This is a genomic window from Acinetobacter yuyunsongii, from assembly GCF_041021915.1.
In the GTDB taxonomy this organism is placed as follows: domain Bacteria; phylum Pseudomonadota; class Gammaproteobacteria; order Pseudomonadales; family Moraxellaceae; genus Acinetobacter.
Genome location: NZ_CP157435.1, coordinates 2,877,966 through 2,900,051 on the forward strand (window position 1 = coordinate 2,877,966; position 22,086 = coordinate 2,900,051).

The following is a 22,086-nucleotide window of genomic DNA, read 5'->3' on the forward strand; positions in this document are numbered from 1 at the left end:
GATTCCCTTAAGTTATCGTGCCCTTATGTTCATCTTCAAAATATTGATCAGCTGCCCAATCCGTCATCGATTTTAAAGCCATATAGGGACTCACGCACTCATCTGCACCTAATACATAATTACTGCGTGTCACTCGATTTACAGTTGCATCTAACATCATCAAACTATTCGGCGGCACAACAGGTGCATCATGATGCTCTGTAAAAATAAGCTGTTGCTTCAAAGCACTTGCCGTTGGTGAAATGCGTGCTGCTCTCGCCTCACCTAAGGTTTGTTGACGATGCCAATCCCCCAATAGAACGTATGCAATGAGAAGAAAGATGGAATAATATCCAAGGCTTTCAGTTGATCCAGTTGATCGTCACGAATCGTTTGAGGACGAAATGAATACTGTGAAATTAAAATATCTTTGTAAGCCTACTAGAGACTTTAATTGCAATATCATCCACATAGCGACTATAGGGAGTAGCTAAAACAATACTTATCATCACTGTAAACAAACTCGCCCACAGACCCGCTACCCAATACGAAAAACCCAATTGAATATGAAATAGATTAAAACAAGGAATTGCTAAAGCATAAATCACAGCAAGATGAATTAAATAAATAGAAAATGAGATGTTGCCTAAGAAAACTAAAAATGGTGAATCAAAAAATTGTGCTAACCATTTGCCTTTTAATACCGCATACACGATACAAAAACCGCCAATAAAATTCAGATAATCGTAGGTTTGCTCACCTAAAAATTGAGCAAAAATCCGATAACTCAAACTCTCGTTATGCGCACCACAGAAATATAGCCCCAGCGTGAATAGCAACACAGATAGGCCTGTGGCTAATTCTGATGCATATAGAAGTAAACCCAGACCTAAAATAAAACTCAGGATACCGAGTAATACAGTTTGTGAAATCGTATAGGCTGTCGCAATACTCAACAGCAAGAACAGACCTGCAAGCATCGGTCGTTTGCTATAAAAATAACTGGCGAAATAAATTACCAATGAACCGAGCAGCTCAATCTGCATCGTCCACAACACCCAGTTATAGCTTGAGTCCCCAAATAAAAATGCTCCGATACTGCCCTCATACAAAGCTATACTTAATTTTGGATGAGGATTTGCCAAAGCAGCCCCCCATTCAGAAACATGCGTAACATCGACAGGAAGGAAACAGACGAGGTAGGCAATAATACAAGAGATAAACGCGGGAATAGCCAAACGTGGATAACGCTTAATTAATGATTTTTTTAGTTTTTCAGCTGAATTTTTCTTTTTTAAACTCGATAAACTCAGGACATAACCGCTTAAAACAAAAAAGACAAAAACTGCGCCTGTACCTGAATAGAAGAATGCAAATGGGGAATGATAAAGTTGATCAAAAAAGGGATATTGAGGTACGACACTTAAATCAAAATGATGCATTTGGGGAAAGAAAGTCAGCGATAGGTGTGACAATACAACTGCAAGGCAGGCTAAGCCTCGGATACTTTCCGCAGCATTGATTTTGTTTGTGATCATGGCAGAGCTTTATCATCCGTGATATGCCGCGATAATGCGATCTTTTATATGAAGTGTCTAGTAGCCTCTTACAAAAATATAGTGACTATAACGCACTTAAATAATAATTCCGCTATACACTTAAACTAAGTTGATGATTTCACTCGAGTCGAAAACCAACATAAGATCGACCCAATACACACCATAAAAGCACCATACCAAAAAGAAATCGTCAGTGGCGTACTGAGTAAAATTGCCGAGAAAAAAGCTGAGAATACAAGAATGAAATACGAAGCACCTGCCAACAACGTGACATTGCCATGCAAAATCCCGACATTCCATGCAGCATAACCAAAGCCCATAGCGGCAGCGGCAAAAAGTAAGGACGTGGAAGATGACCAATCAAAATCAAATGCGCCGCCACCGACTGCACCAAAATGCGAACTGACATCCTTGATCAATGCAACAATCAAGCTCCAAAGGAAGATCGCAAGCAATCCAATGAATGTGGCTTTTTTTGAGTTCATGTTGAAATAAATCGAATATAAAACCGCAGCCAAATTCCCATTTACACTTTTGGGAACTTGACTAGGTGAAATGTGAAAATACAACTCATCTGTTTAAACAGATCTTTATTGCTGCTGTTGTTCCTGCTGCCAACGGCGTTGCTGCAAACGTTCGGCTTCAACTTCACGTTTATTTAAGGCACGCTCATACAACTTCGTACCCCGCAACTCAGGCGGCAAATATTCCTGTAAAACAAAATGCTCAGGGTAATGATGCGGATAGAGATAATCCACGCCATAACCTTGTTGCTTCATCAATTTGGTTGGCGCATTACGTAGATGCAACGGCACAGGTAAATTCGCAGTTTTTTCGGCAAGCTCCAAAGCTCGGTTAATGGCGAGATAGGTACTATTACTTTTCGGGCTGGTTGCGAGATATACAGCACATTGACCTAAGATAATTCGTGCTTCAGGCATACCGACCGCTTGTACTGAACGGAAACACTCACCTGCCAACAACAAGGCATTCGGATTCGAGTTGCCAATATCTTCCGATGCTGCAATCAACATTCGACGTGCAATAAAAACAGGGTCTTCACCACCTTTGAGCATGCGTGCCATCCAATATAGGGTCGCATCCGCATCGCTACCACGAATCGATTTGATAAATGCCGAAACCAAATCATAATGCTGCTCACCTGATTTGTCATAACGTGCAATATTCTGCTGTGCGACTTTAACCACAATTGCATTGGTCACGATATTTTCAATATCAGGCTCAAAAGTACTGGCAATTAAATCAATCAAATTAAGCGCTTTACGTGCATCACCCGCAGCAAATTGAATCAGCGCATCATATTCTTCAATCTGAATAAAACGCTCTTTCAAAAACTTATCACTTTGAATGGCTTTATTGATCAGGGTTTGAATCGCATCAGCATCCAAACTATTTAAGGTATAAACCTGACAACGAGAAAGCAGTGCACTATTCACTTCAAAAGATGGATTCTCTGTGGTTGCACCAATCAAAGTGATTTTGCCTTTTTCAACTGCATTCAGTAAGGCATCTTGCTGCGACTTATTAAAGCGGTGGATCTCATCAATAAACACTACTGATGTCAGTAAATCGCCGCTTTCCGCAATCACTTCGCGCAGCTCTTTTACGCCCGTATTTAATGCAGATAAACTAATAAAAGGACGATCAACTGCCTGTGCCAATAACAAAGCAATTGTAGTCTTACCCACCCCTGGCGGCCCCCAAAAGATAATCGAAGGCAAATGCCCCTGATCAATCATTTGGCGTAACGGTGCATGCTCACCGAGCAAATGATCTTGGCCGATGATTTCTGACAAATCACGAGGGCGTAAGCGTTCAGGTAAAGGAATATGCGTATCTGACATCATCACGGACTTTATACTGTTTTATCCTAGTCTATTGCGTCTGATCCAAATCTACAATTTGAATCTGCAACAACGCGACATTCTATTGCGCGGTATTCTTTTGAAGTAACTGCTGCATGACATGGTAGCTTGCAGTAATTCGAGCTTCATTCGGAAAATTAGTGTTAGCGAGCATCACAATCCCAATTTTCTGCTGTGGGATAAATGCAGCATAGGCATATTGCTCCCAGCCTAGCCCTTGGGTCATCGCACCAACTTGAAAATATCCCACATGCGTTGTTTCAACCGCTGCTCTTAAGGGTTGTTTTAGCTTTTGTGGATGAAGTTGAATATCTAAAAATTTCAGCATATCAGAACTACTACTTTTCACTCCGTAAGCTTCAGCATCCAACATCCCAGCAGAAACGCGAATGGGTTGGTCATTTTTATAACCCCACGCATATTGTGGCATCTGCTGCTCAAATACTTGCACAAAACTCTGACTCAATCCCAATTGTGGAAAAAGTGTTTTTTCTAACAATTCAGAATAGGGTCTTTTCAATCCTAATGCCGTGATATACCCCATCAAACCAATGCTTGGATTTGAATATTGTCGTGCCGTACCAACGTTGGTCTTTGGCTGCCATCTTTGAAAATATTGAAGCATGTCCTGCTGACTAACAACTTCATCTGGAAATTGCAGCGGAAAGCCACCTGCAGTATATGTACCTAAATTTAAAATCGTAGCTTTATTCACTGCGGTATTTTTTAATTCTGGGAAATACTTGGCGGGATGATCCGACAATAATAACTGCCCTTGCGCCTGTGCATAACCTGCCAAAGTTGCATTAAAGGTCTTACTGACTGAGCCAAGTTCAAATAAAGTATGGTTACTTACGGGTTGTTGGTTTGATTTTGATGCCAAGCCATAATTGATAAAATAATGCTTACCATCGAATGTGACACCGACCGCTAATCCAGGAATCTTATATTGATCTAATAATGGTTTAAATTATTGATCTACAATTTCCCTAACTTGCTGCTCACTGAGCGGTTTTGCCCAAATCGAAGAATTACAGGATAAAAGCCCTGCAAGTAAAAAAAGCATTCTTGATGCGATCATGTCTATTTCCCAAACCCATTTCATTCAAACAAAGAGGCTCTCAAACCACATCGACCTCTCAGTGTTAATCATATGGGAATGTATAAATAAAATACTGCAAAAGTATTGTTTTTTATTGATAAAAAACACAGTTATAAGAAATATATATCAAGATCTAACGTACCCAACGTACGACATAATCTTCTATATCATCTTCATTTATATCTTGTTCTGAAATACAGCGGCCGGCTGCTGATTTCTTCGCTTTAATCACACTCTGACGTGAGCCCGTATTTAAATAATGCCATGACGGTAAATTTTTACCTTCATTCAAACGACGATAAGCACAACTAGGAGGTAACCATGTAATTGTTTGCAATCGTTCAGGTGTCAATTGAATACAATCTGCAACATGCTGTTGACGATTCGGATAATCAGAACAACGTGCCGTTTTACAATCTAATAATTTACATGCAACTTTGGTATATGCGACTTCTGCCGTTTCTTCATCTTCAAGCTTAACCAAACAACACAAACCGCAACCATCACACAATGCCTCCCACTCAGTATTATTCAACTGATCAAGTGGATATAGTTTCCAAAAGTTAGCGCGCAATTCGGTAGACATGGCAAATGTTTTAGGCTTTAAAAATTTGTGTTGATTATAGCATTTATTCTCAATCAAGCTGTTTTCCAAGCGACTTAAGCGATTAACAATACTTAAGTTATTGAACATTTCAACCACAGAAACACCACATTTGGTGCGAAAAATACACGCTATAGTAATCTCATAACGATAAATTTAGGAGTAAGTAATATGTTCCGTTGGGCTATTATCTTTGCAGTGATTGCATTAATCGCCAGTTTATTAGGTTTTGGTGGTGTTGCTGGTTTATCCAAAGACTTTGCCGTCATTTTATTAGTGGTCGCGGCTATTCTTGCTGTAGTGGGTTTCTTATCACGCGGTAAAGTTTAGTTTAAACAGAAATAAAAATTCAGAAAGAAAAAAGAAGAATCGCCGTATTCTTCTTTTTTTATTATCATCATTTCAGCCGAATAAAAATTTGTCTTTCCGCTAGCATCATCAATTTTTTGCTTTTTTATGCTTTAATCAAAGCATTGAAAATATAGATCAGGATTAAAAAATGAGCTTTCCAATTACAACGCGTGAAATTGAATATACCGCCCCAGATGGTCAACGCCTTATTGGCTATTTTGCGACACCTATCCGAGATGTACCAGTTGCAGGAGTTATTGTTGCTCCAGAATGGTGGGGACGTACCGAATATACCGAGCAACGTGCGCGTGAACTTGCAGAACACGGCTTTGCCGCTCTCGCAATTGATATGTATGGAGACAAAAAAGTTACCTCTGATGTTCCTCAAGCATCTGCATGGATGATGCAAACATTTGATCATGTAGACACCGTGGTTGAGCGTGCTCAAGCAGGCTTAGATGCTTTAAAAGCACAACCAGAGGTCAATACTGAAAAATTGGCAGCAATTGGTTTTTGTTATGGTGGTAAAGTTGTTCTGGATTTGGCGCGATCTGGTGCCGATTTGAAAGCTGTGGTGACCTTCCACGCGAATTTAAGCCCGAAAGCACCTGCACAAAAAGGAAAGATTCAGGCTGAAATTCTTGTATTACACGGTGAGATCGACACCATGGTTTCTTTAGATGATGTCGCAAGCTTCCGTCAGGAAATGCACGATGCAGAAGTCGATCATGAAGTGATTATTTTTGAAGATGCCAAACATGGCTTTAGTAATCCCCTCGCAGATGAGCGAGCTAAAGCAAATAATGTTGACTTAGGCTATAACGCCGAAGCTGAACATCAAGGATTAGAAGCAATGTATGAATTACTAGATAAACATTTAAACTGATTCAAAATATTGGCATAAACTTTCGCAAAGACTTCATTCTGTGTAGGTGGCATTTATGTCTCCTACACACGAACAAATGTTTTTATCATTTAAATAAGTCCACGATTATATTTTCATTATACTAAGCCTCTGCTTTTGATTGTTCTGATTCATGTCTGATTTCTCATTTTCTGATGCACTACTCACGTGGTTCGACCAACATGGCCGCCACGATTTACCATGGCAAGTCGCTGATGATCCCTACAAAGTGTGGGTGTCAGAAATCATGCTACAACAGACTCAAGTTAAAACTGTTCTGCAATATTTTGATCGCTTTATCGAAAGGTTTCCAACCGTAGACGATCTTGGTCAGGCCAGTTGGGATGAGGTTGCCCCTTATTGGGCTGGTTTGGGCTACTATGCCCGTGCACGCAATCTGCACAAAGCCGCTGTAATCGTAAAGCAGAAAGGAAAGTTTCCTGAAACATTAGAACAGTGGATTGAATTACCAGGCATTGGTCGTTCAACTGCTGGTGCATTAATGTCTCTTGGCTTACGACAATATGGCGTCATTATGGATGGCAATGTGAAACGGGTTTTAGCACGTTTTTTTGCGATTGAAGATGATTTATCTAAGCCACAGCATGAGCGCGCTTTATGGCAAATTGCGGAACAGCTGTGCCCTAAAGAACGTAATCATGATTACACCCAAGCAATCATGGATTTGGGTGCTACAGTCTGCACACCGAAAAAGCCTTTGTGTCTATACTGCCCAATGCAACAACACTGTCAGGCCTATCAACAAGGTTTAGAACAAGAACTCCCGTTTAAAAAAGCAAAAAAACCTGTCCCTGTTAAAACGGCGAATGTGCTCCTAATTCAATCAGGTCATGAGTGGCTTTGGCAACAACGTGAAGCCCACGGTCTATGGGGAGGTTTGTATTGTCTGCCTATCATTGAACAGGCAACCGAATTACAACAGATTGAACAGCAATTTAAGCTCCAAGCTCAAGTATCATCACTACAGATTAGTCATAGTTTTACCCACTTTACATGGATACTGCATGAACAACTGTTCCACGTGGAACATGATCAAAAAGAACAGCTCAGTATCGAATTAAATGGAGTATGGCTAAGTCCAGAAGCTGCGATTGCCAAAGGCATTCCAACCGCCATGAAAAAATTGATTACAGCAAAACAAAAGACCTCCTCTACTTAACTGCTGTAAATCGAAATCACAAGGAGTTTGTGTGCATCTTTCGATTCCCTTTATTGTTATTAGCCTATTGGCTATTCTCATTTCTGCATGTACGACAACGCCTAGTAAGCCTACGCCCCTACCAGCCACTCAAATTAATAAACTTAAAAATCTGCGTTTAGACAGCCGTTTGCCCGTTCCAGTCAAAGGTGTCAATCGAAGTGAATTACGAGATACTTGGGGAGCTGCACGTAGCCAAGGACGTAACCACGAAGGGATTGATATCATGGCGGAGCGTGGGACGAAAGTGTATAGTGCTACCGAAGGGTTGGTCGCTGATTTACGTAATAATAATTTAGGTGGCAAAATCATTTGGATTCTAGGACCATCTGGTTCTTGGCACTACTATGCCCATTTAGATGGTCATAAACGTGGTCTTAATGTGGGAGACTATGTTCATAAGGGCGACCTCATTGGTTATGTGGGCAATACAGGCAATGCTCGTGCGACTGCCCCACATTTACATTATGGTATTTATTTAAATGGCAAAGGGCGTGGAGCAGTCAATCCATACTCATATTTACGTTAGGAACATAGAATGTCAGAAGCATTGATTGAACGACTGGTTAAATTTGCAGAGTCTGGAAATCAGCAAAAAATCATCATCAATGGTACAAGCTATCAAGGCTGGATTATGGAGATTACCGAAGATGCTCTGCTGATTAGCACAGGATTTGCAGATAAATCTGGTAAAGACTTTTGGCTTAAATTTACTGATTTAAATACAGCTGAACTGTATTATTGGGATACTCGCCCAAATGAATGGGTGACATTCACACTTTCATGATTTTATATGAATAACAATAGGAAGCATCAAATATGACGATTCAACGCTGTGGCTGGTGCTCCAATGATCCACTCTATATTAGCTACCACGATGAAGAATGGGGCAAAGTAGAACAAGATGAAAATCGATTATTTGAGATGCTTTGTCTTGAAGGTCAACAAGCTGGATTATCATGGATTACGGTACTAAAAAAGCGCGAGAATTACCGTTCACACTTCTTTCACTATCCAATTACTAAGATTGCAGAGTTTACTGATGATCAACTCGAAGACAAACTGAGTGATGCAGGATTAATTCGTCATCTAGGTAAACTTAAAGCGATTCGAGACAATGCAATTGCATGGCAGCAACTCAAAAATGAAGTTGGTGATGTATCTGATTGGCTATGGGCCTTTGTTGACCATCAGACTCCAAATAACGATGTCATTCATTATCGTGATGCACCTGCACAAACCGAAATCAGTCAAAAACTTTCAAAAACACTGAAAAAACGTGGTTTTAAATTTGTTGGTCCCACAACGTGTTATGCGTTTATGCAAGCGGTAGGAATGGTCAACGATCACGAAAATCACTGTCATTTTAAATAATACGAATTCATTTTCCTTTCCAAGGAGTTATCGAATGAGCAATAACCAAATTCGTGCTTATGCTGCAATGAAAGCAGGAGAGCAATTGGTTCCTTATCAATTTGATGCAGGTGAATTAAAGCCACATCAGGTTGAAGTTAAAGTTGAATACTGCGGTTTATGTCACTCAGATTTGTCTGTGATCAATAATGAATGGCATTCATCCGTTTATCCTGCTGTCGCTGGACATGAAATTATTGGCACAATTATCGCACTCGGTTCAGAAGCCAAAGGACTGAAACTTGGTCAACGTGTTGGCATTGGTTGGACAGCTGAAAGTTGCCAAGCATGCGATCCTTGTATTGGTGGTCATCAAGTTTTATGTACCGGTGGCAGCGTTGCGACTATCGTTGGTCATGCGGGTGGCTTTGCAGAAAAAGTTCGCGCAGGTTGGCAATGGGTCATTCCTCTACCAGAGGGTTTGGATCCTGAGAGTGCAGGACCATTGCTTTGTGGCGGCATTACCGTGTTTGATCCTTTACTTAAACATCAGATCCAAGCAACACATCACGTCGGTGTCATTGGGATTGGTGGTTTAGGGCATATGGCCATCAAGCTACTTAAAGCTTGGGGTTGTGAGATTACTGCATTTAGTTCAAATCCAGACAAAACTGAAGAACTCAAAGCCATGGGTGCTGACCATGTGGTGAATAGTCGTGATGCTCAAGCGATCAAAGCGCAACGTGGCAAATTTGATTTATTGCTTAGCACCGTCAATGTAACTCTGAATTGGCAAGCCTATCTCAATACCTTGGCACCGAATGGTAGTATGCATTTCTTGGGTATTACCTTAGAGCCTATTCCAGTTTCTGTAGGTACTATCATGAGTGGTGCCAAATCGATTACAGCTTCTCCAACTGGGTCACCTTTAGCACTGCGTCAACTACTACAATTTGCCGCACGTAAAAATATTGCGCCACAAATTGAGCTATTTCCAATGTCTCAACTCAATGAAGCCCTTGAACGACTGCATTCAGGTCAAGCACGTTATCGGATCGTACTTAAAGCAGACTTTGATTAATTTAAAACCGACGACATACGCTCTCTCACCCAATCCGCCAACTGTTGAATTGCTTGGCGGATTTCGGTGGTCAACGCATGCCCTGCATTTAAGCGGATGAAGTGCTGATAACGCTGATCTTCACCAAACACTTCCCCTGGTACGATATTAATCCCTTGGCGCTGCGCTAAATAATATAACTCTAAGCCCGTAATATTTTCTGGCAGTTGCAACCACAAAGCATAACCCCCTTCTGATTGACTCAAGGCGATTGGAATCCCACCAAATACTTGCAAAATATAAGCACGATACTGTTGGACTTGTTGCATCAACTTCGGTCTTAACTCATCCAAATGCTCACGATAACCACGACTATAAATGAAATCAGCCAAGCCTAACTGTAAGGGTGTATTGACACCGACGTTATTTGATAAGAGTTGTGGTCGTAAGTGTTGTAATTGTGGTCCCAAGCAAAACCATCCCACACGATAGGCGGTAGACAGTGACTTCGAGACTGAACCACACCAAATTACGTAGCCTTGTTGATCCCAATAACGAATCGGCAAAGGTCTCTCTTTTTGGAAACTGCATTCACCATAAATATCATCTTCTAAAATAAAACATTGGTATTGCTGTGCAAGTTCAGCAATTTTTTGCTTCTGTGAATGACTTAAACAGTAGCCCAATGGATTTTGAAAATTAGCAGTGAGTAAACACAACTTGGCATCGCCCTGTTTCATAAAAAACTCAAGACGCTCAAGGTCAATACCATGATGATCTGCTGGAATCTCAATAATCTTACGCTTAAGACTTGCCAACATTTGCAACTGGCCATTAAAGGTAGGTGTTGGAATTAAAATACTATCCCCTTCCTGACTGATCTGCTGAATTAACAGGGACAAAGCTGGCATACAGCCATTGGTAATAAAAATATCTTCTGTAGCGACATAAATCCCATCTTCACGCCAATGATCTGATAAAGCCTTACGTAACTGCTCATGTCCCTGTTTATTACAATATAAAAAATCTTCGGGCTGACAGTGTTTAAGCGCACGCTGTAAGGAACGACGTAGCCCATCTACAGGAATTAAATGGGGCGACAACTGAATAGCCCCTAAAGGAGTTAAATGATTTTGAATCGATGCTGTTTGAATCTGATTCTGTAAGTCTAAATTCGAGACTTGCCGTGCTTTGGACTCAAAGCTTGGACTTTCAGGGGCAGCACTTTGATATTGTCTTGAACTTACAAAATAGCCTGATTTGGCTTTGACATAAATCAGTCCTTTTGCTTCTAACAGTTCGTAGCATTGTTGTGCGGTACTCAAACTAATACTTTGCTGACGAGCAAATTCCCTTAAAGAACTTAACTTTTGCTGTGGCTGTAATTCATGTTGATAAATTTTATGAGCCAATTGATCTGCTAGGCGTTGATATTGAAAAGTCATATCTGTACTGCTTTTTTATAAATTTCTGTATCTGTATTGGTTAATACAACACCGTTAAGCTATAAAAATCAACTAACAAATGATAAGAGCATGAAAAACAATATCTTATTTCTTTGTACACGACAAAAAAAGATAACTCATTGAAATAATGGCATAATACTTGTTTTCTGACGACGAATATGATGACACATTTCAATGAGTTATATCTCATCTTAAACAAATATCTAAAGTGGAACAAGTCACATGTAAAATGTTTTACACTGATTATGCTGGCATTAATTGTAAAACAGACATGCAACCTTTCTTCTGCATCTAAAGCCTTACCCATCAAGTGCTTACCACAATCATTTTATCGACGTATACAACGCTTCTTTGCAGGTCAGTATTTTGATTATCGTCAAATTTCTCAGTTGATTTTCAATATGTTTTCATTCGACAAAGTGCAACTGACTTTAGATAGAACCAATTGGAAATGGGGAAAACGAGATATCAATATCTTGATGTTAGCCATCGTCTATCGTGGAATAGCGATACCTATTGTTTGGACATTGCTCAATAAACGTGGAAATTCAGATACAAAAGAGCGTATTGCTTTGATTCAACGCTTTATCTCCATTTTTGGTAAAGATCGTATTGTGAATGTGTTCGCAGACAGAGAATTTATCGGTGAGAAATGGTTTACATGGTGAATTGAAAATGACATTAACTTCTGTATACGTGTTAAAAAAACTTTATTGTGACCAATCACTTAGCCAAGAATCATAAAATTAGTGATTTATTTCGTCATCTTCAAGTTGGTCAAACTGAATGTCGTAAACGACGTATTTGGGTTGGTCGAGTGAAACTGTATATTAGTGCGCTACGATTAGAAGATGGAGAACTTTTACTTGTTGTTTCTCGTATGTTTAATGCTTCTGCTATTCGTGATTATGCATTACGCTGGGAAATCGAAACCTTATTTAGTTGTCTCAAAGGACGTGGATTCAATCTTGAAAATACTCGTTTAACAGACCCTAGACGAGTCAAGAAATTGATAGCAGTGCTAGCGATCGGTTTCTGTTGGTGCTATTTAACAGGTGAATGGCAACATGATCGAAAAAAAACGATAAAAATAAAGAAGCATGGACGACTTTCAGTAAGTTTATTTCGATACGGTTTGGACTATGTTCAAATGGCTATTCTACGTTTGATTGGTTTTGGAAAAAAAGAAGAATTTAAGAAAGTGCTCGCAATTTTAAGGAAGAAAAAGCCTGATAGGACAAGGGCCCTATGAAATTTGTCGTGTACAGAGATCTTATTTATATTTTCTACAATTTTTTTTACAGGCTGCAATCTGACTGACCAGTCCACTTATCAGCAACAACAAGTGTGTAAATCACTCTCACAGGGATATCTGCAAATTCAAAACCAATCGACCTATGAATTATGGAAAATGGAGAAAAGTGAAGCCCCTGAGCAGAGCCGTGTCATCAAACTGACCTATAAGAAGCCCAATGAAAATGGCCTGATGCTCTCAAGTAACTTTCTGCCAACGGTCAAAATTGAATGCACGCAACAACAGCAACAGGTCAAAGTTGCAGTACAACAACCGACTGGACAACTTGTTCAAGTTTTAGAACTCAAACTTGCCGAAACAGCTATTGGCAAACCGAAAATCCATGACTTAACTGCTCAGTCAAAAACTCAATAAATAAGCGAACCCGTTTCGGCAAATGCGCTTGTTGATAATACACAGCATGGATGCTTTGATAAGAGTGCTCAATCTGATCTTCAAATAGAGCCTGAAGGCGGCCTTCTTTCATATCCTGCCAGATTTCAAACTCTGATAGTCGGGCAATGCCCTGCCCACGCAAACAGAGTTGTCGAACCGTTTCGCCACTCGATGCTTTTACTTTCGGTTGGGTTTGAAAATACTCACCATCAATTTTAATCGGCCAAGTATTGATATAGGTTGGACGGGTGAAACCAATCACATCATGCTCTATTAATGTCTGAGCTTGTACAGGTCTCCCTTTACGCTGTAAATATTCAGGACTAGCAACAATATAAATTCGGCTTTTACACACCAATTTCGCATGCAGACTGGAATCATGTAATTCACCAAAACGAAACGCCACATCAGTCTTATGTTCTAATAGATCTATCACTAAATCATTACTATTCAGCTCAATCTCAATATTGGGATAACTTTGTCTGAACTTATGTACCAATGGCGTAATGACATGCAGAATAAACGGCGTGGCTGAGTCAATCCGAATCACACCCGAGGTATCCTGATCCGATTTTTCTAGAGCTTCTTCAGCTGCACTTAAATCACTGAGAATTTTACGCGCATGTTGTAAAAATTGTTGTCCTTCTTGGGTCAGTTTTAACTTTCGAGTCGTGCGCTCTAGCAAGGTGACTCCAAGCTTTGACTCTAGACGACTGAGAGAGCGGCTCATTCCCGATGCCGTCTGTCCAAGCCGCTCAGCAGCAGCAATAAATGATCCTGTATCGACAATGGTCATAAAAGCAAGTAGTTCTTCTACCGTAGATTTCATTGCCGCCTCGTTAATTATTGATATTTCGTCAACTGTATTTTGCAAATTCATCTATTTTTTAGCAACAATAATCATCGCAAAATTGCAGCCATCAACAGAATAGTGAAAAAGATTAAGTGAACAATCTGTGTATCGCTCAATTTGGTTGAGTTTAATCCTGCTTAACCGACCTTTATCACCCTGATGCTGGTCTGGATAGGGATGGTTTTTTCGAGTTTGCTCATCCCTTCGGTGGCAAGCTGGCTAATGTATCAGTGCATAAAAAAGCCTGATTGAATCAGGCTTTTTACTCTTAGATTTATTTAAGCAATTCAGGCAAATGTGGTTGTGCATAGAATGGATTATTCACTTCTTTCTTCATTTTCATCAGCATTTGATACGGTTGCTGCTGCACAAACATATTCACAAAACTCAATGGAATCGAACCTGCTGGGTCGGCATAACCACTAGTCATGACTTTAACCTTATTATTGGCAAGTCTTTGGAACGTCCAATCTCCTGTATATTGATTCAAACGAATCACATCAGGTTGTTCAGGGTAACTATTTTTAATCGCGTTATTCTTAATACTAATACTGCCATCAGCATTTTTATTCATTTTGCCTTTAATGACCAAGTCACGGTCTTTCAAAGGAAATGGGAAATCTAACAGCATATACAGGGTAAATTCCCCTTTCTTTTCATCCCGAGACAAAAGCTGTGCCTTAGCAACATAAGGCACCCATTGGGGTGTGCGTTCAACATCAAGTACTACCGCAACTGCCCGTTCCAAAGGTACATCAAAAGTCGTTTCTGCTTTGTACTGAAAGACCGGATTATTCTCTGTTTGGTAGGTCCAAACTTTAATATTATTGCGATGTAAACTCAGTTTAGGTGCTTCTGCGGCACTGACGACTAAACTTGTCGCGCTTAGCAGTGTAGCAAGAACAATATGCTTTTTATTCATGTCATGCTCAATTGTTGTAATGATGGCGAGAGCTTGTTGTATCTCTATCAGAAAGAAAGCTCAACAAGCTCTTTTATAGTACAAAAAAAGTACCTTTTAAACTTCAATCTCGTTAAAGCCTAAAACATCTTTCATATCATATTTACGAGCCTCACGACCCACTACCCATGCAGCCGCACGAACAGCGCCTGAAGCAAAATTCATTCGATTGGTCGCTTTATGTGTGACTTCAACACGTTCACCCTCACCAATAAACATCACGGTATGTTCACCGACGATGTCGCCACCACGAATGGTTTGAAAGCCAATACTTTGACGCTCACGAGCACCTGTATGACCTTCACGGCAATACACAGCATCTGTTTTCAAGTCACGACCTAAAGTATCTGCAATCGCCTCGCCCATCATAAATGCAGTACCAGATGGCGCATCCACTTTGTGACGGTGATGTGATTCGATGATTTCGATATCAACGCTATCACCAAACACTTTCGCTGCAAGCTCTAATAATTTGATTGAAACATTCACACCAACTGAATAGTTAGCAGCATAAACGACTGGAGTCTGTGTTGCGGTTTCATCTAAGAAAGCCTTTTGTTCATCCGACATCCCTGTGGTGCCAATCACCATTGCAACACCTGCCTCACGGCATAACTTTAAGTGTTGTTCAGTGGCAACAGGCGCAGTGAAATCAATCACGACATCACAGTCTTTTAAAACTTCACTTAAACTTCCCACAATCTTGACGCCGATGTTGCCAATCCCTGCAAGTTCCCCTGCATCTGCACCCACCAAACTGCTTTCTGGACGTTCAACAGCTGCTGCGAGTTGGTAGCCTGCTTGTTGTACTGCTTGAATCAGAATACGCCCCATGCGTCCGCCTGCACCCAAGATTCCAATGCGTGGAGAAGTCGACATAATTTTTCCTAGTCTTTTATTTAAACAATTGAGCTACTATAGCAAAACTCTGTGTCTACGCTAAAAAATTCCCATAAAAAAACCTGCCGCAGCAGGTTTTTTATTGATGCTAATTAATCAAACAAGCGATCAAAGAAAGATTTTTTCTTTGGTGATGCAGCATGACCATCACCATCTAACGACGCTTGTAATTCTTTCAACAATTCACGTTGGCGACTGTTTAAATTCACAGGTGTTTCTACCACGATACGGCACAATAAGTCACCGACCATGCTGCTACGTACAGGACGAACACCTTTACCACGTAAGCGGAATAGCTTACCTGTTTGCGTACCTTCTGGAATTTTTAAGCTGACACGACCATCAAGCGTCGGGATTTCAATTTCTTTGCCCAATGCAGCATCAGCAATACTGACTGGTACATCCATATAGAGATCTGCACCGTCACGTTGGAAGACTTCGTGTTCACGAACTACGACTTCAACATATAAATCACCCGCTTGACCATCACGAATCGCTTCACCTTTACCTGTTAAGCGAACACGATCGCCGTTGTCCACACCTGCAGGAATAGTGACTTCAAGCGTTTGTTGACGATCCGCAACGCCCGAACCATGACAAGTATTACAAGGGTTTTTGATAATTTTGCCTTGACCGCGGCAAGTACTACAAGTTTGTTGAACCGAGAAGAAACCTTGCTGCATACGTACTTGACCAGCACCATGGCAGGTACGACACGTCTCAACATCATTTGGATTCTTAGAACCTTTACCATCACAGCTTTCACACGGCGCTGGTGCAGTAAAAGTAATCGTTTTTTTCACGCCTTTGACTGCTTCTTCAAGCGTCAATTCCATCACATAGCGAAGATCAGAGCCACGACGTTGGCGTTGTTGTTGGCGACCACCGCCACCACCGAAAGCACCACCAAAAATATCACCAAACTGGCTAAAGATGTCTTCTGCACTAAAACCACCACCGAAGCCACCGCCGCCACCAAAACCGCCTTCAAAAGCACTATGGCCAGCACGATCATACATGCTGCGTTTTTCGCCATCAGAAAGTACTTCGTAAGCCTCTGCTGCTTCTTTAAACTTTTCTTCCGCTTCAGCATTGTCTGGGTTACGATCTGGATGATATTTCATCGCCAACTTACGATAGGCTTTTTTAATCTCATCATCACTTGCGGTTTTCGAAACGCCTAAAACCTCATAATAATCACGTTTAGCCATGGTTGGCGATGCTCCTCACGGAATTTATTCAAACTTAAAAAAACAAATAGGCTCCGCTGACATTTTATTTCTAAAGTCAACAGAGCCTTAATAGGGCCTGTACAATACGTTTACAAGGGTGATTGTGATAAAAAAAGCGATAAATTTAGAAAACCGCTTTATTTCTAAAGTATCTGGCAATACCTTTGATCCATGCATTCAACAGAAATAGCCATGCAATTGAGCTAAACACGACACCCACAACCGTCATGGCGGTCACCCAGAGGGCGCTGTTCCAGACAAAAAAGAACAGTGGAATAAACCACAGGGCAGCAAAGAAAGCCATTAGAATAAACAGCAGCACATTACGCATAATCCACAGTGCATGCGCGTGTATCCATACTTCAGCATTATTCGCAGTCGCAACTTTTCGTGCCAGCAGATACGCAAACACTGCAAACACGATTGTAAATAATGCAAGAAACATGAACACGTACGAAATCGCCACATAACGGCGATGCTGCTCAATATTGTCTTGCCCCATGCTCTAGATCACCTCATTCACTGCATTTTGCCAAACCAGTCATGCAATGAAATTCAATTATTTTTTGGTCTTAAAATATAGGTGCTACTATATTGAAATTTTCAATATTTCGCACCTTTATTCACAAAATAATTATGATAGATGTGTTGCTTTCTTGACCTTAAACCACGCCGCATAGAGTGCAGGCAGGAAAAACAGGGTCAACAGGGTAGCCACAATCAAGCCACCCATAATCGCAACCGCCATCGGACCAAAGAAAATACTGCGTGATAAAGGGATCATCGCCAGTACAGCAGCCAATGCCGTCAATACAATTGGACGGAAACGGCGCATGGTTGCACCAATCACCGCATCCCACGGTGCATACCCTGCCTGAATATCTTGTTCAATTTGATCAATCAAAATCAGCGAGTTCCGCATAATCATCCCTGACAATGCAATCGTCCCAAGCATCGCCACGAAACCAAACGGTTTATTAAACAAGAGTAAGAATGCAACCACCCCGATTAAGCCAAGTGGTGCTGTCAGCAGAACAATCGTTGCGCGTGACATGCTACGTAATTGAATCATCAGCAAAGTCATCACCACAGCCAAGAATAATGGCATGCCTGCATTGACTGAATTTTGACCCTTCGCAGATTCTTCAACCGTACCACCGACTTCCACTAAGTAACCATTGGGTAAATCGGCACGTAAAGTTTGCATTTTATCCGCTAACTGCTGAACCACGGTTGCAGGCTGTAAATTGGTTCGAATATCGGCACGAACAGTAATCGTTGGTAGACGGTTACGATGCCAAATCAGACCTTCTTCAAAGCGTGATTCAATTTTTGCTATTTGCGCTAGCGGTACAGTGGTGCCTTTGGTGGTTGGCACAGCTAAACTTGCTAACGAAGCCACTTCGACACGTTCTGACTTATCACCACGTAAACGAATTTCTATGAGTTCACGTTTTTCACGATATTGATTCATCACCGCACCTGTCACAGAAGCGTTTAGGAAGTTAGCCAAATCAACACTGGAAACACCCATTTGACGAGCACGATCTTGGTCAATTTCAATTGCAATAATTTTGCTTGGCTCGCCCCAATCTAAATGTACGTTGGTTGTATTGGGATCTTCACTTAAAACTTTAGCCACTTTTTGTGCCTCTGCCCGAACCGTTGCCAGATCTTCACCTGAGACCCGATACTGCAATGGATAACCCACAGGTGGGCCATTTTCGAGTAAAGACACACGAGTACGAACCTGTGGCAATAATTGCTTAATCTGCTTGTCTAAAGAGCGACGGATTTCATCACGATCATCTAAAGATGATGCCAGCACCACAAACTGGGCAAAACTGGCTTGTGGAAGTTGTTGGTCTAAAGGTAAGTAAAAACGTGGTGAACCTGTTCCAACATAAGCGACATAATTATCAATCCCTTTTTGTTTGGATAGGAATTGTTCTACCTTATGTACTGCTTGTTCTGTCGCCGTTAGTGAAGCCCCCTCCTCCAGTTTTAAGTCCACCAGAATTTCTGCACGATTCGATGGTGGGAAGAATTGTTGCGGTACCAACTTAAACATCGCAACAGACAATACAAAGATACCGACCGTAATAGCAATCACCGTTTTACGATAGGTAATACAGATTTCGACGATATGCCTGAAGGATTGATAGAACTTGGATTGGTAAGGATCATGATGCTGACCATGCGACTCAACTACTGGTACAGGCTGCTTGCGTAACCTTGCCCATAAACGTAAATACCATGCCGCTTGTTGATTCTGTTTGGTGAAATCAGGTAACAGTTTTTCACCCAGATAAGGCACAAATAACACCGCAGCAATCCATGACACGATCAATGCAATCGTCACCACCTGGAAAATAGAACGGGTATATTCACCTGTTCCAGATTGTGCCGTGGCAATTGGCAAGAAACCTGCTGCGGTAATCAATGTACCTGTGAGCATTGGAAAAGCGGTGGTTTGCCATGCAAAACCTGCTGCTTTTAATCGGCTGTAACCCTGTTCCATTTTAATCGCCATCATTTCCACGGCGATAATGGCATCATCGACCAACAAACCCAGCGCAAGAATCAATGCGCCTAATGAGATCTTATGTAAGCCGACGTCAAATAAACTCATCCCAGCAAAGGTCATTGCTAAAACCAATGGAATCGACAATGCAACAACAAGCCCTGTACGAAAACCGAGTGAGAAGAAACTGACCAATAAAACGATAATGACCGCTTCAGCTAAAACTTTTAAGAACTCTTGAATACTACGTTGTACTGCAACAGGTTGGTCTGAAACTTTTTGCAGTTTCATGCCCAAAGGTAAGCTTTTTTGTAGACTGTTAAATTCGGTTTCTAAATTTTTGCCCAATGCAATGATGTCCCCACCTTTACGCATGGACACCGCAATGCCAATCCCATTCTCACCCATAAAACGCATACGTGGTTGAGCAGGTTCACTAAAGCCGCGATAGACCTCAGCAACATCACCCAATTGAATGGTTTTATCGCCCACCAACAACGGCATTTTTTTCAGGTCATCGACACTATGTAAGTGTCCGCTAACTCTGATTTGAATACGGTCTGTACCTGTTTCAAAGAAACCTGCACCTGCCATATCATTTTGCTTCTGAATCGCTTCCTGAATGGCTGTGACAGGGACACCGAGCTGAACAGCTTTGGTATTGGATAATTCGATCCAGATCTTCTGATCTTGTAGACCCACCAAATTAACCTTGCTGACATCTTTGACCCGTTGCAGTTGTAGTTGCAAACGATCGGCATATTCTTTCATTACCGCATAGTCAAAATCTTTACCCGTTAAAACATAGATATTGCCGAAGGTATCACCAAATTCATCATTAAAAAATGGGCCTTGTACACCGCTTGGAAGTTGTGAACGGACATCATTGACCTTTTTACGCACGTTATACCAAACGTCAGGAATCTGCTCAGAACGATAGGAATCCTTAGCAATAAACGTGACCATAGATTCCCCAGGCCGTGAATATGCCCGAATATTTTCATATTGCCCTGTGGTCATCAGTTCTTTTTCAATACGATCTGTCACCAGCGTTGCAACTTCCTGTGCGGTTGCGCCTGGCCAATAGGTCTGTACTACCATCACTTTGAAAGTAAAGGGTGGGTCTTCACTCTGTGACAGCTTGGAATACGACATCACCCCGACAATGCCGAGTAACAGCATAAAGTAGAGAATGATGCCCTTATTCTTAAGTGCCCATTCTGAAAGGTTAAATTTCATGCTTAACCTCCTGTTTTAACCGTGACTGCGCGATTATCACGATCTACAGGATGAATTTTTTGCTGGTCACGTAATAGATGCACACCACCAACCACAACCCAATCTGAAGCTTTTAGACCTGACAGAATAGGCACACTGTCACGCCCATAAGTACCCAACGTCACTGGGACTTTACGTAAGGTTTGATTAGCATTCACCACCCAGACATAGGCTTGTTGATCATTGGCAGTAACACTGGATAAGGGCACACTCAGAACATTATTTTCATTTGCGACAAAGAATACCCGTGCACTTTGCCCGAGTTGAATCGTCGACTGCCCTTCAAGCAATGAAACTTTCACGGTGAATGTTCGCGATTGGTCTGCAGCGGGTGACACTTCACGGACTTTTGCCGCAAAACGTGCTTCTGGCTGAGACCACAAAGTGACCCAAGCAGGTTGCCCGACTTTAATGGTACTGACGGCCTGCTCAGGTACGCCAAACACGACTTCTCGCTCACCTTCAATTGCGAGTTGATAGGCAGGTTGACCTGCCGCAATTACTTGTCCAATTTCAATTTGACGTTGAGTAATCACGCCATTTTTATTCGAAATAAGTTGGTTATAACCGGTTTGATTTGAAGACACTTCATAATTAGAACGCGCTTGCTGTAACCCTGCTTGAGCAGATTCATACTGATTTTTCACCGCATCAAATTGTGAGCGACTCACTGCATTGACAGGTAATAACTGTTGATAACGCTGATATTCTTGAGCCGCAATTTTTGCTGCTGCTTCAGCACTTTGCAATTGCGCTTTGGCAGCGTTCATTTGCAATTGTGCGTCTTTGACATCTAGTTTAGCCAAAACCTGTCCGACTTTGACCCGATCACCCACATCAACATAACGTTCGGTAATTTGCCCCCCAACACGAAATGCCAGTGCGGTTTGTTGCTTGGCTTGAACATCACCTGCATAACTTTTTTGATCGATATGATTCGTATTCGGCTGCGTCACCATGACATAAGGAATTTCCTCAGTCTTGGGAACCTCTTTTTGACATGCTGTTAAAGTGACACTGCTGAGTACGAGCAACCCCACAATTACATGATTTAGCAGATTCATCTCTGTTTCGCTCTTATTCAAATTGATTTTTTAAGGCACAATATGAACATTATGATAGATTGTTTATTTTTTAATTAATATACTCATGAGTACACTAATTA

The 22,086-nt window shown here is 41.3% G+C and carries 19 protein-coding genes and 4 pseudogenes; 9 read left to right on the top strand and 14 right to left on the bottom strand.

The window, feature by feature from the left end; translation table 11 throughout:
* Positions 1–10: 10 nt before the first annotated feature.
* The 6 genes and pseudogenes from ABLB98_RS13795 to ABLB98_RS13820 form a co-directional block, all read right to left on the bottom strand.
* A pseudogene (locus ABLB98_RS13795) lies at positions 11–375 on the bottom strand (amidohydrolase family protein); the annotation flags it as partial.
* 23 nt (positions 376–398) lie between these two features.
* Positions 399–1,517 (bottom strand): acyltransferase, encoded by a 1,119-nt coding sequence (locus ABLB98_RS13800; protein ID WP_249570447.1) that lies wholly within the window; start codon positions 1,515–1,517, stop codon positions 399–401.
* Positions 1,518–1,642: 125 nt separating this feature from the next.
* A pseudogene (locus tag ABLB98_RS13805) lies at positions 1,643–2,047 on the bottom strand (EamA family transporter); the annotation flags it as partial.
* 81 nt (positions 2,048–2,128) lie between these two features.
* Positions 2,129–3,403, bottom strand: coding sequence for a replication-associated recombination protein A (locus ABLB98_RS13810; protein WP_348882636.1), 1,275 nt, complete (start codon positions 3,401–3,403; stop codon positions 2,129–2,131).
* Between the two features lie 82 nt (positions 3,404–3,485).
* Positions 3,486–4,529, bottom strand: a pseudogene (ampC, locus tag ABLB98_RS13815) (class C beta-lactamase).
* Between the two features lie 130 nt (positions 4,530–4,659).
* A complete protein-coding gene (locus tag ABLB98_RS13820) occupies positions 4,660–5,112 on the bottom strand; it encodes a YcgN family cysteine cluster protein (RefSeq protein WP_034602613.1) in 453 nt (150 codons plus the stop codon).
* Positions 5,113–5,301: 189 nt separating this feature from the next.
* On the opposite strand from ABLB98_RS13820, the gene ABLB98_RS13825 reads away from it, so the two are divergent.
* From ABLB98_RS13825 to ABLB98_RS13855, 7 genes are all read left to right on the top strand, one after another.
* On the top strand, positions 5,302–5,460 hold the full coding sequence (locus tag ABLB98_RS13825) for a DUF1328 domain-containing protein (protein ID WP_004878181.1): 159 nt from the start codon (positions 5,302–5,304) through the stop codon (positions 5,458–5,460).
* A gap of 169 nt (positions 5,461–5,629) precedes the next feature.
* Positions 5,630–6,367, top strand: a complete 738-nt coding sequence (locus tag ABLB98_RS13830; protein ID WP_348882629.1) for a dienelactone hydrolase family protein — start codon at positions 5,630–5,632, stop codon at positions 6,365–6,367.
* Between the two features lie 151 nt (positions 6,368–6,518).
* Complete coding sequence (gene mutY / locus ABLB98_RS13835; protein WP_348882630.1) at positions 6,519–7,565, top strand: A/G-specific adenine glycosylase; 1,047 nt, start codon at positions 6,519–6,521, stop codon at positions 7,563–7,565.
* 31 nt (positions 7,566–7,596) lie between these two features.
* Positions 7,597–8,133 carry a M23 family metallopeptidase gene (locus tag ABLB98_RS13840; RefSeq protein WP_348882631.1) on the top strand — a complete coding sequence of 179 codons (537 nt, stop codon included), beginning with the start codon at positions 7,597–7,599 and terminating at the stop codon, positions 8,131–8,133.
* Positions 8,134–8,142: 9 nt separating this feature from the next.
* On the top strand, positions 8,143–8,391 hold the full coding sequence (locus ABLB98_RS13845; RefSeq protein WP_087543497.1) for a hypothetical protein: 249 nt from the start codon (positions 8,143–8,145) through the stop codon (positions 8,389–8,391).
* A 32-nt stretch (positions 8,392–8,423) separates the two neighbouring features.
* Entirely contained in the window at positions 8,424–8,978 is a 555-nt protein-coding gene (locus ABLB98_RS13850) for a DNA-3-methyladenine glycosylase I (protein WP_087547590.1), read from the top strand.
* A gap of 34 nt (positions 8,979–9,012) precedes the next feature.
* Positions 9,013–10,038 carry an NAD(P)-dependent alcohol dehydrogenase gene (locus ABLB98_RS13855; protein ID WP_348882632.1) on the top strand — a complete coding sequence of 342 codons (1,026 nt, stop codon included), beginning with the start codon at positions 9,013–9,015 and terminating at the stop codon, positions 10,036–10,038.
* On the opposite strand, the gene ABLB98_RS13860 is transcribed toward ABLB98_RS13855, so the two are convergent.
* Positions 10,035–11,462, bottom strand: coding sequence for a PLP-dependent aminotransferase family protein (locus ABLB98_RS13860; protein WP_348882633.1), 1,428 nt, complete (start codon positions 11,460–11,462; stop codon positions 10,035–10,037). The genes ABLB98_RS13855 and ABLB98_RS13860 overlap by 4 nt on opposite strands.
* A gap of 182 nt (positions 11,463–11,644) precedes the next feature.
* Between ABLB98_RS13860 and ABLB98_RS13865 the strand changes: the two are divergent.
* Together ABLB98_RS13865 and ABLB98_RS13870 are read left to right on the top strand one after the other, a co-directional pair.
* A pseudogene (locus ABLB98_RS13865) lies at positions 11,645–12,735 on the top strand (IS4-like element ISAba33 family transposase).
* Positions 12,736–12,738: 3 nt separating this feature from the next.
* Complete coding sequence (locus ABLB98_RS13870) at positions 12,739–13,152, top strand: hypothetical protein (protein WP_348883498.1); 414 nt, start codon at positions 12,739–12,741, stop codon at positions 13,150–13,152.
* On the opposite strand, the gene ABLB98_RS13875 is transcribed toward ABLB98_RS13870, so the two are convergent.
* From ABLB98_RS13875 to ABLB98_RS13905, 7 genes are all read right to left on the bottom strand, one after another.
* Entirely contained in the window at positions 13,100–14,002 is a 903-nt protein-coding gene (locus tag ABLB98_RS13875) for a LysR substrate-binding domain-containing protein (protein ID WP_348883500.1), read from the bottom strand. The two genes, ABLB98_RS13870 and ABLB98_RS13875, sit on opposite strands and share 53 nt — an antisense overlap.
* A gap of 298 nt (positions 14,003–14,300) precedes the next feature.
* On the bottom strand, positions 14,301–14,948 hold the full coding sequence (locus ABLB98_RS13880) for an START domain-containing protein (protein ID WP_087547594.1): 648 nt from the start codon (positions 14,946–14,948) through the stop codon (positions 14,301–14,303).
* 96 nt (positions 14,949–15,044) lie between these two features.
* Positions 15,045–15,866 (bottom strand): 4-hydroxy-tetrahydrodipicolinate reductase, encoded by an 822-nt coding sequence (gene dapB, locus ABLB98_RS13885; RefSeq protein WP_004659711.1) that lies wholly within the window; start codon positions 15,864–15,866, stop codon positions 15,045–15,047.
* Between the two features lie 113 nt (positions 15,867–15,979).
* The gene (gene dnaJ / locus ABLB98_RS13890) at positions 15,980–17,098 is read right to left on the bottom strand and encodes a molecular chaperone DnaJ (RefSeq protein WP_005157098.1); all 1,119 of its coding nucleotides are present in this window, start codon (positions 17,096–17,098) and stop codon (positions 15,980–15,982) included.
* Between the two features lie 145 nt (positions 17,099–17,243).
* Positions 17,244–17,621: a hypothetical protein gene (locus ABLB98_RS13895; protein WP_004659706.1), complete on the bottom strand. Its 378-nt coding sequence runs from the start codon at positions 17,619–17,621 to the stop codon at positions 17,244–17,246.
* Between the two features lie 132 nt (positions 17,622–17,753).
* Positions 17,754–20,882, bottom strand: coding sequence for an efflux RND transporter permease subunit (locus ABLB98_RS13900; protein WP_348883502.1), 3,129 nt, complete (start codon positions 20,880–20,882; stop codon positions 17,754–17,756).
* 2 nt (positions 20,883–20,884) lie between these two features.
* A complete protein-coding gene (locus ABLB98_RS13905) occupies positions 20,885–21,985 on the bottom strand; it encodes an efflux RND transporter periplasmic adaptor subunit (RefSeq protein WP_348883504.1) in 1,101 nt (366 codons plus the stop codon).
* Between the last annotated feature and the right edge of the window lie 101 nt (positions 21,986–22,086).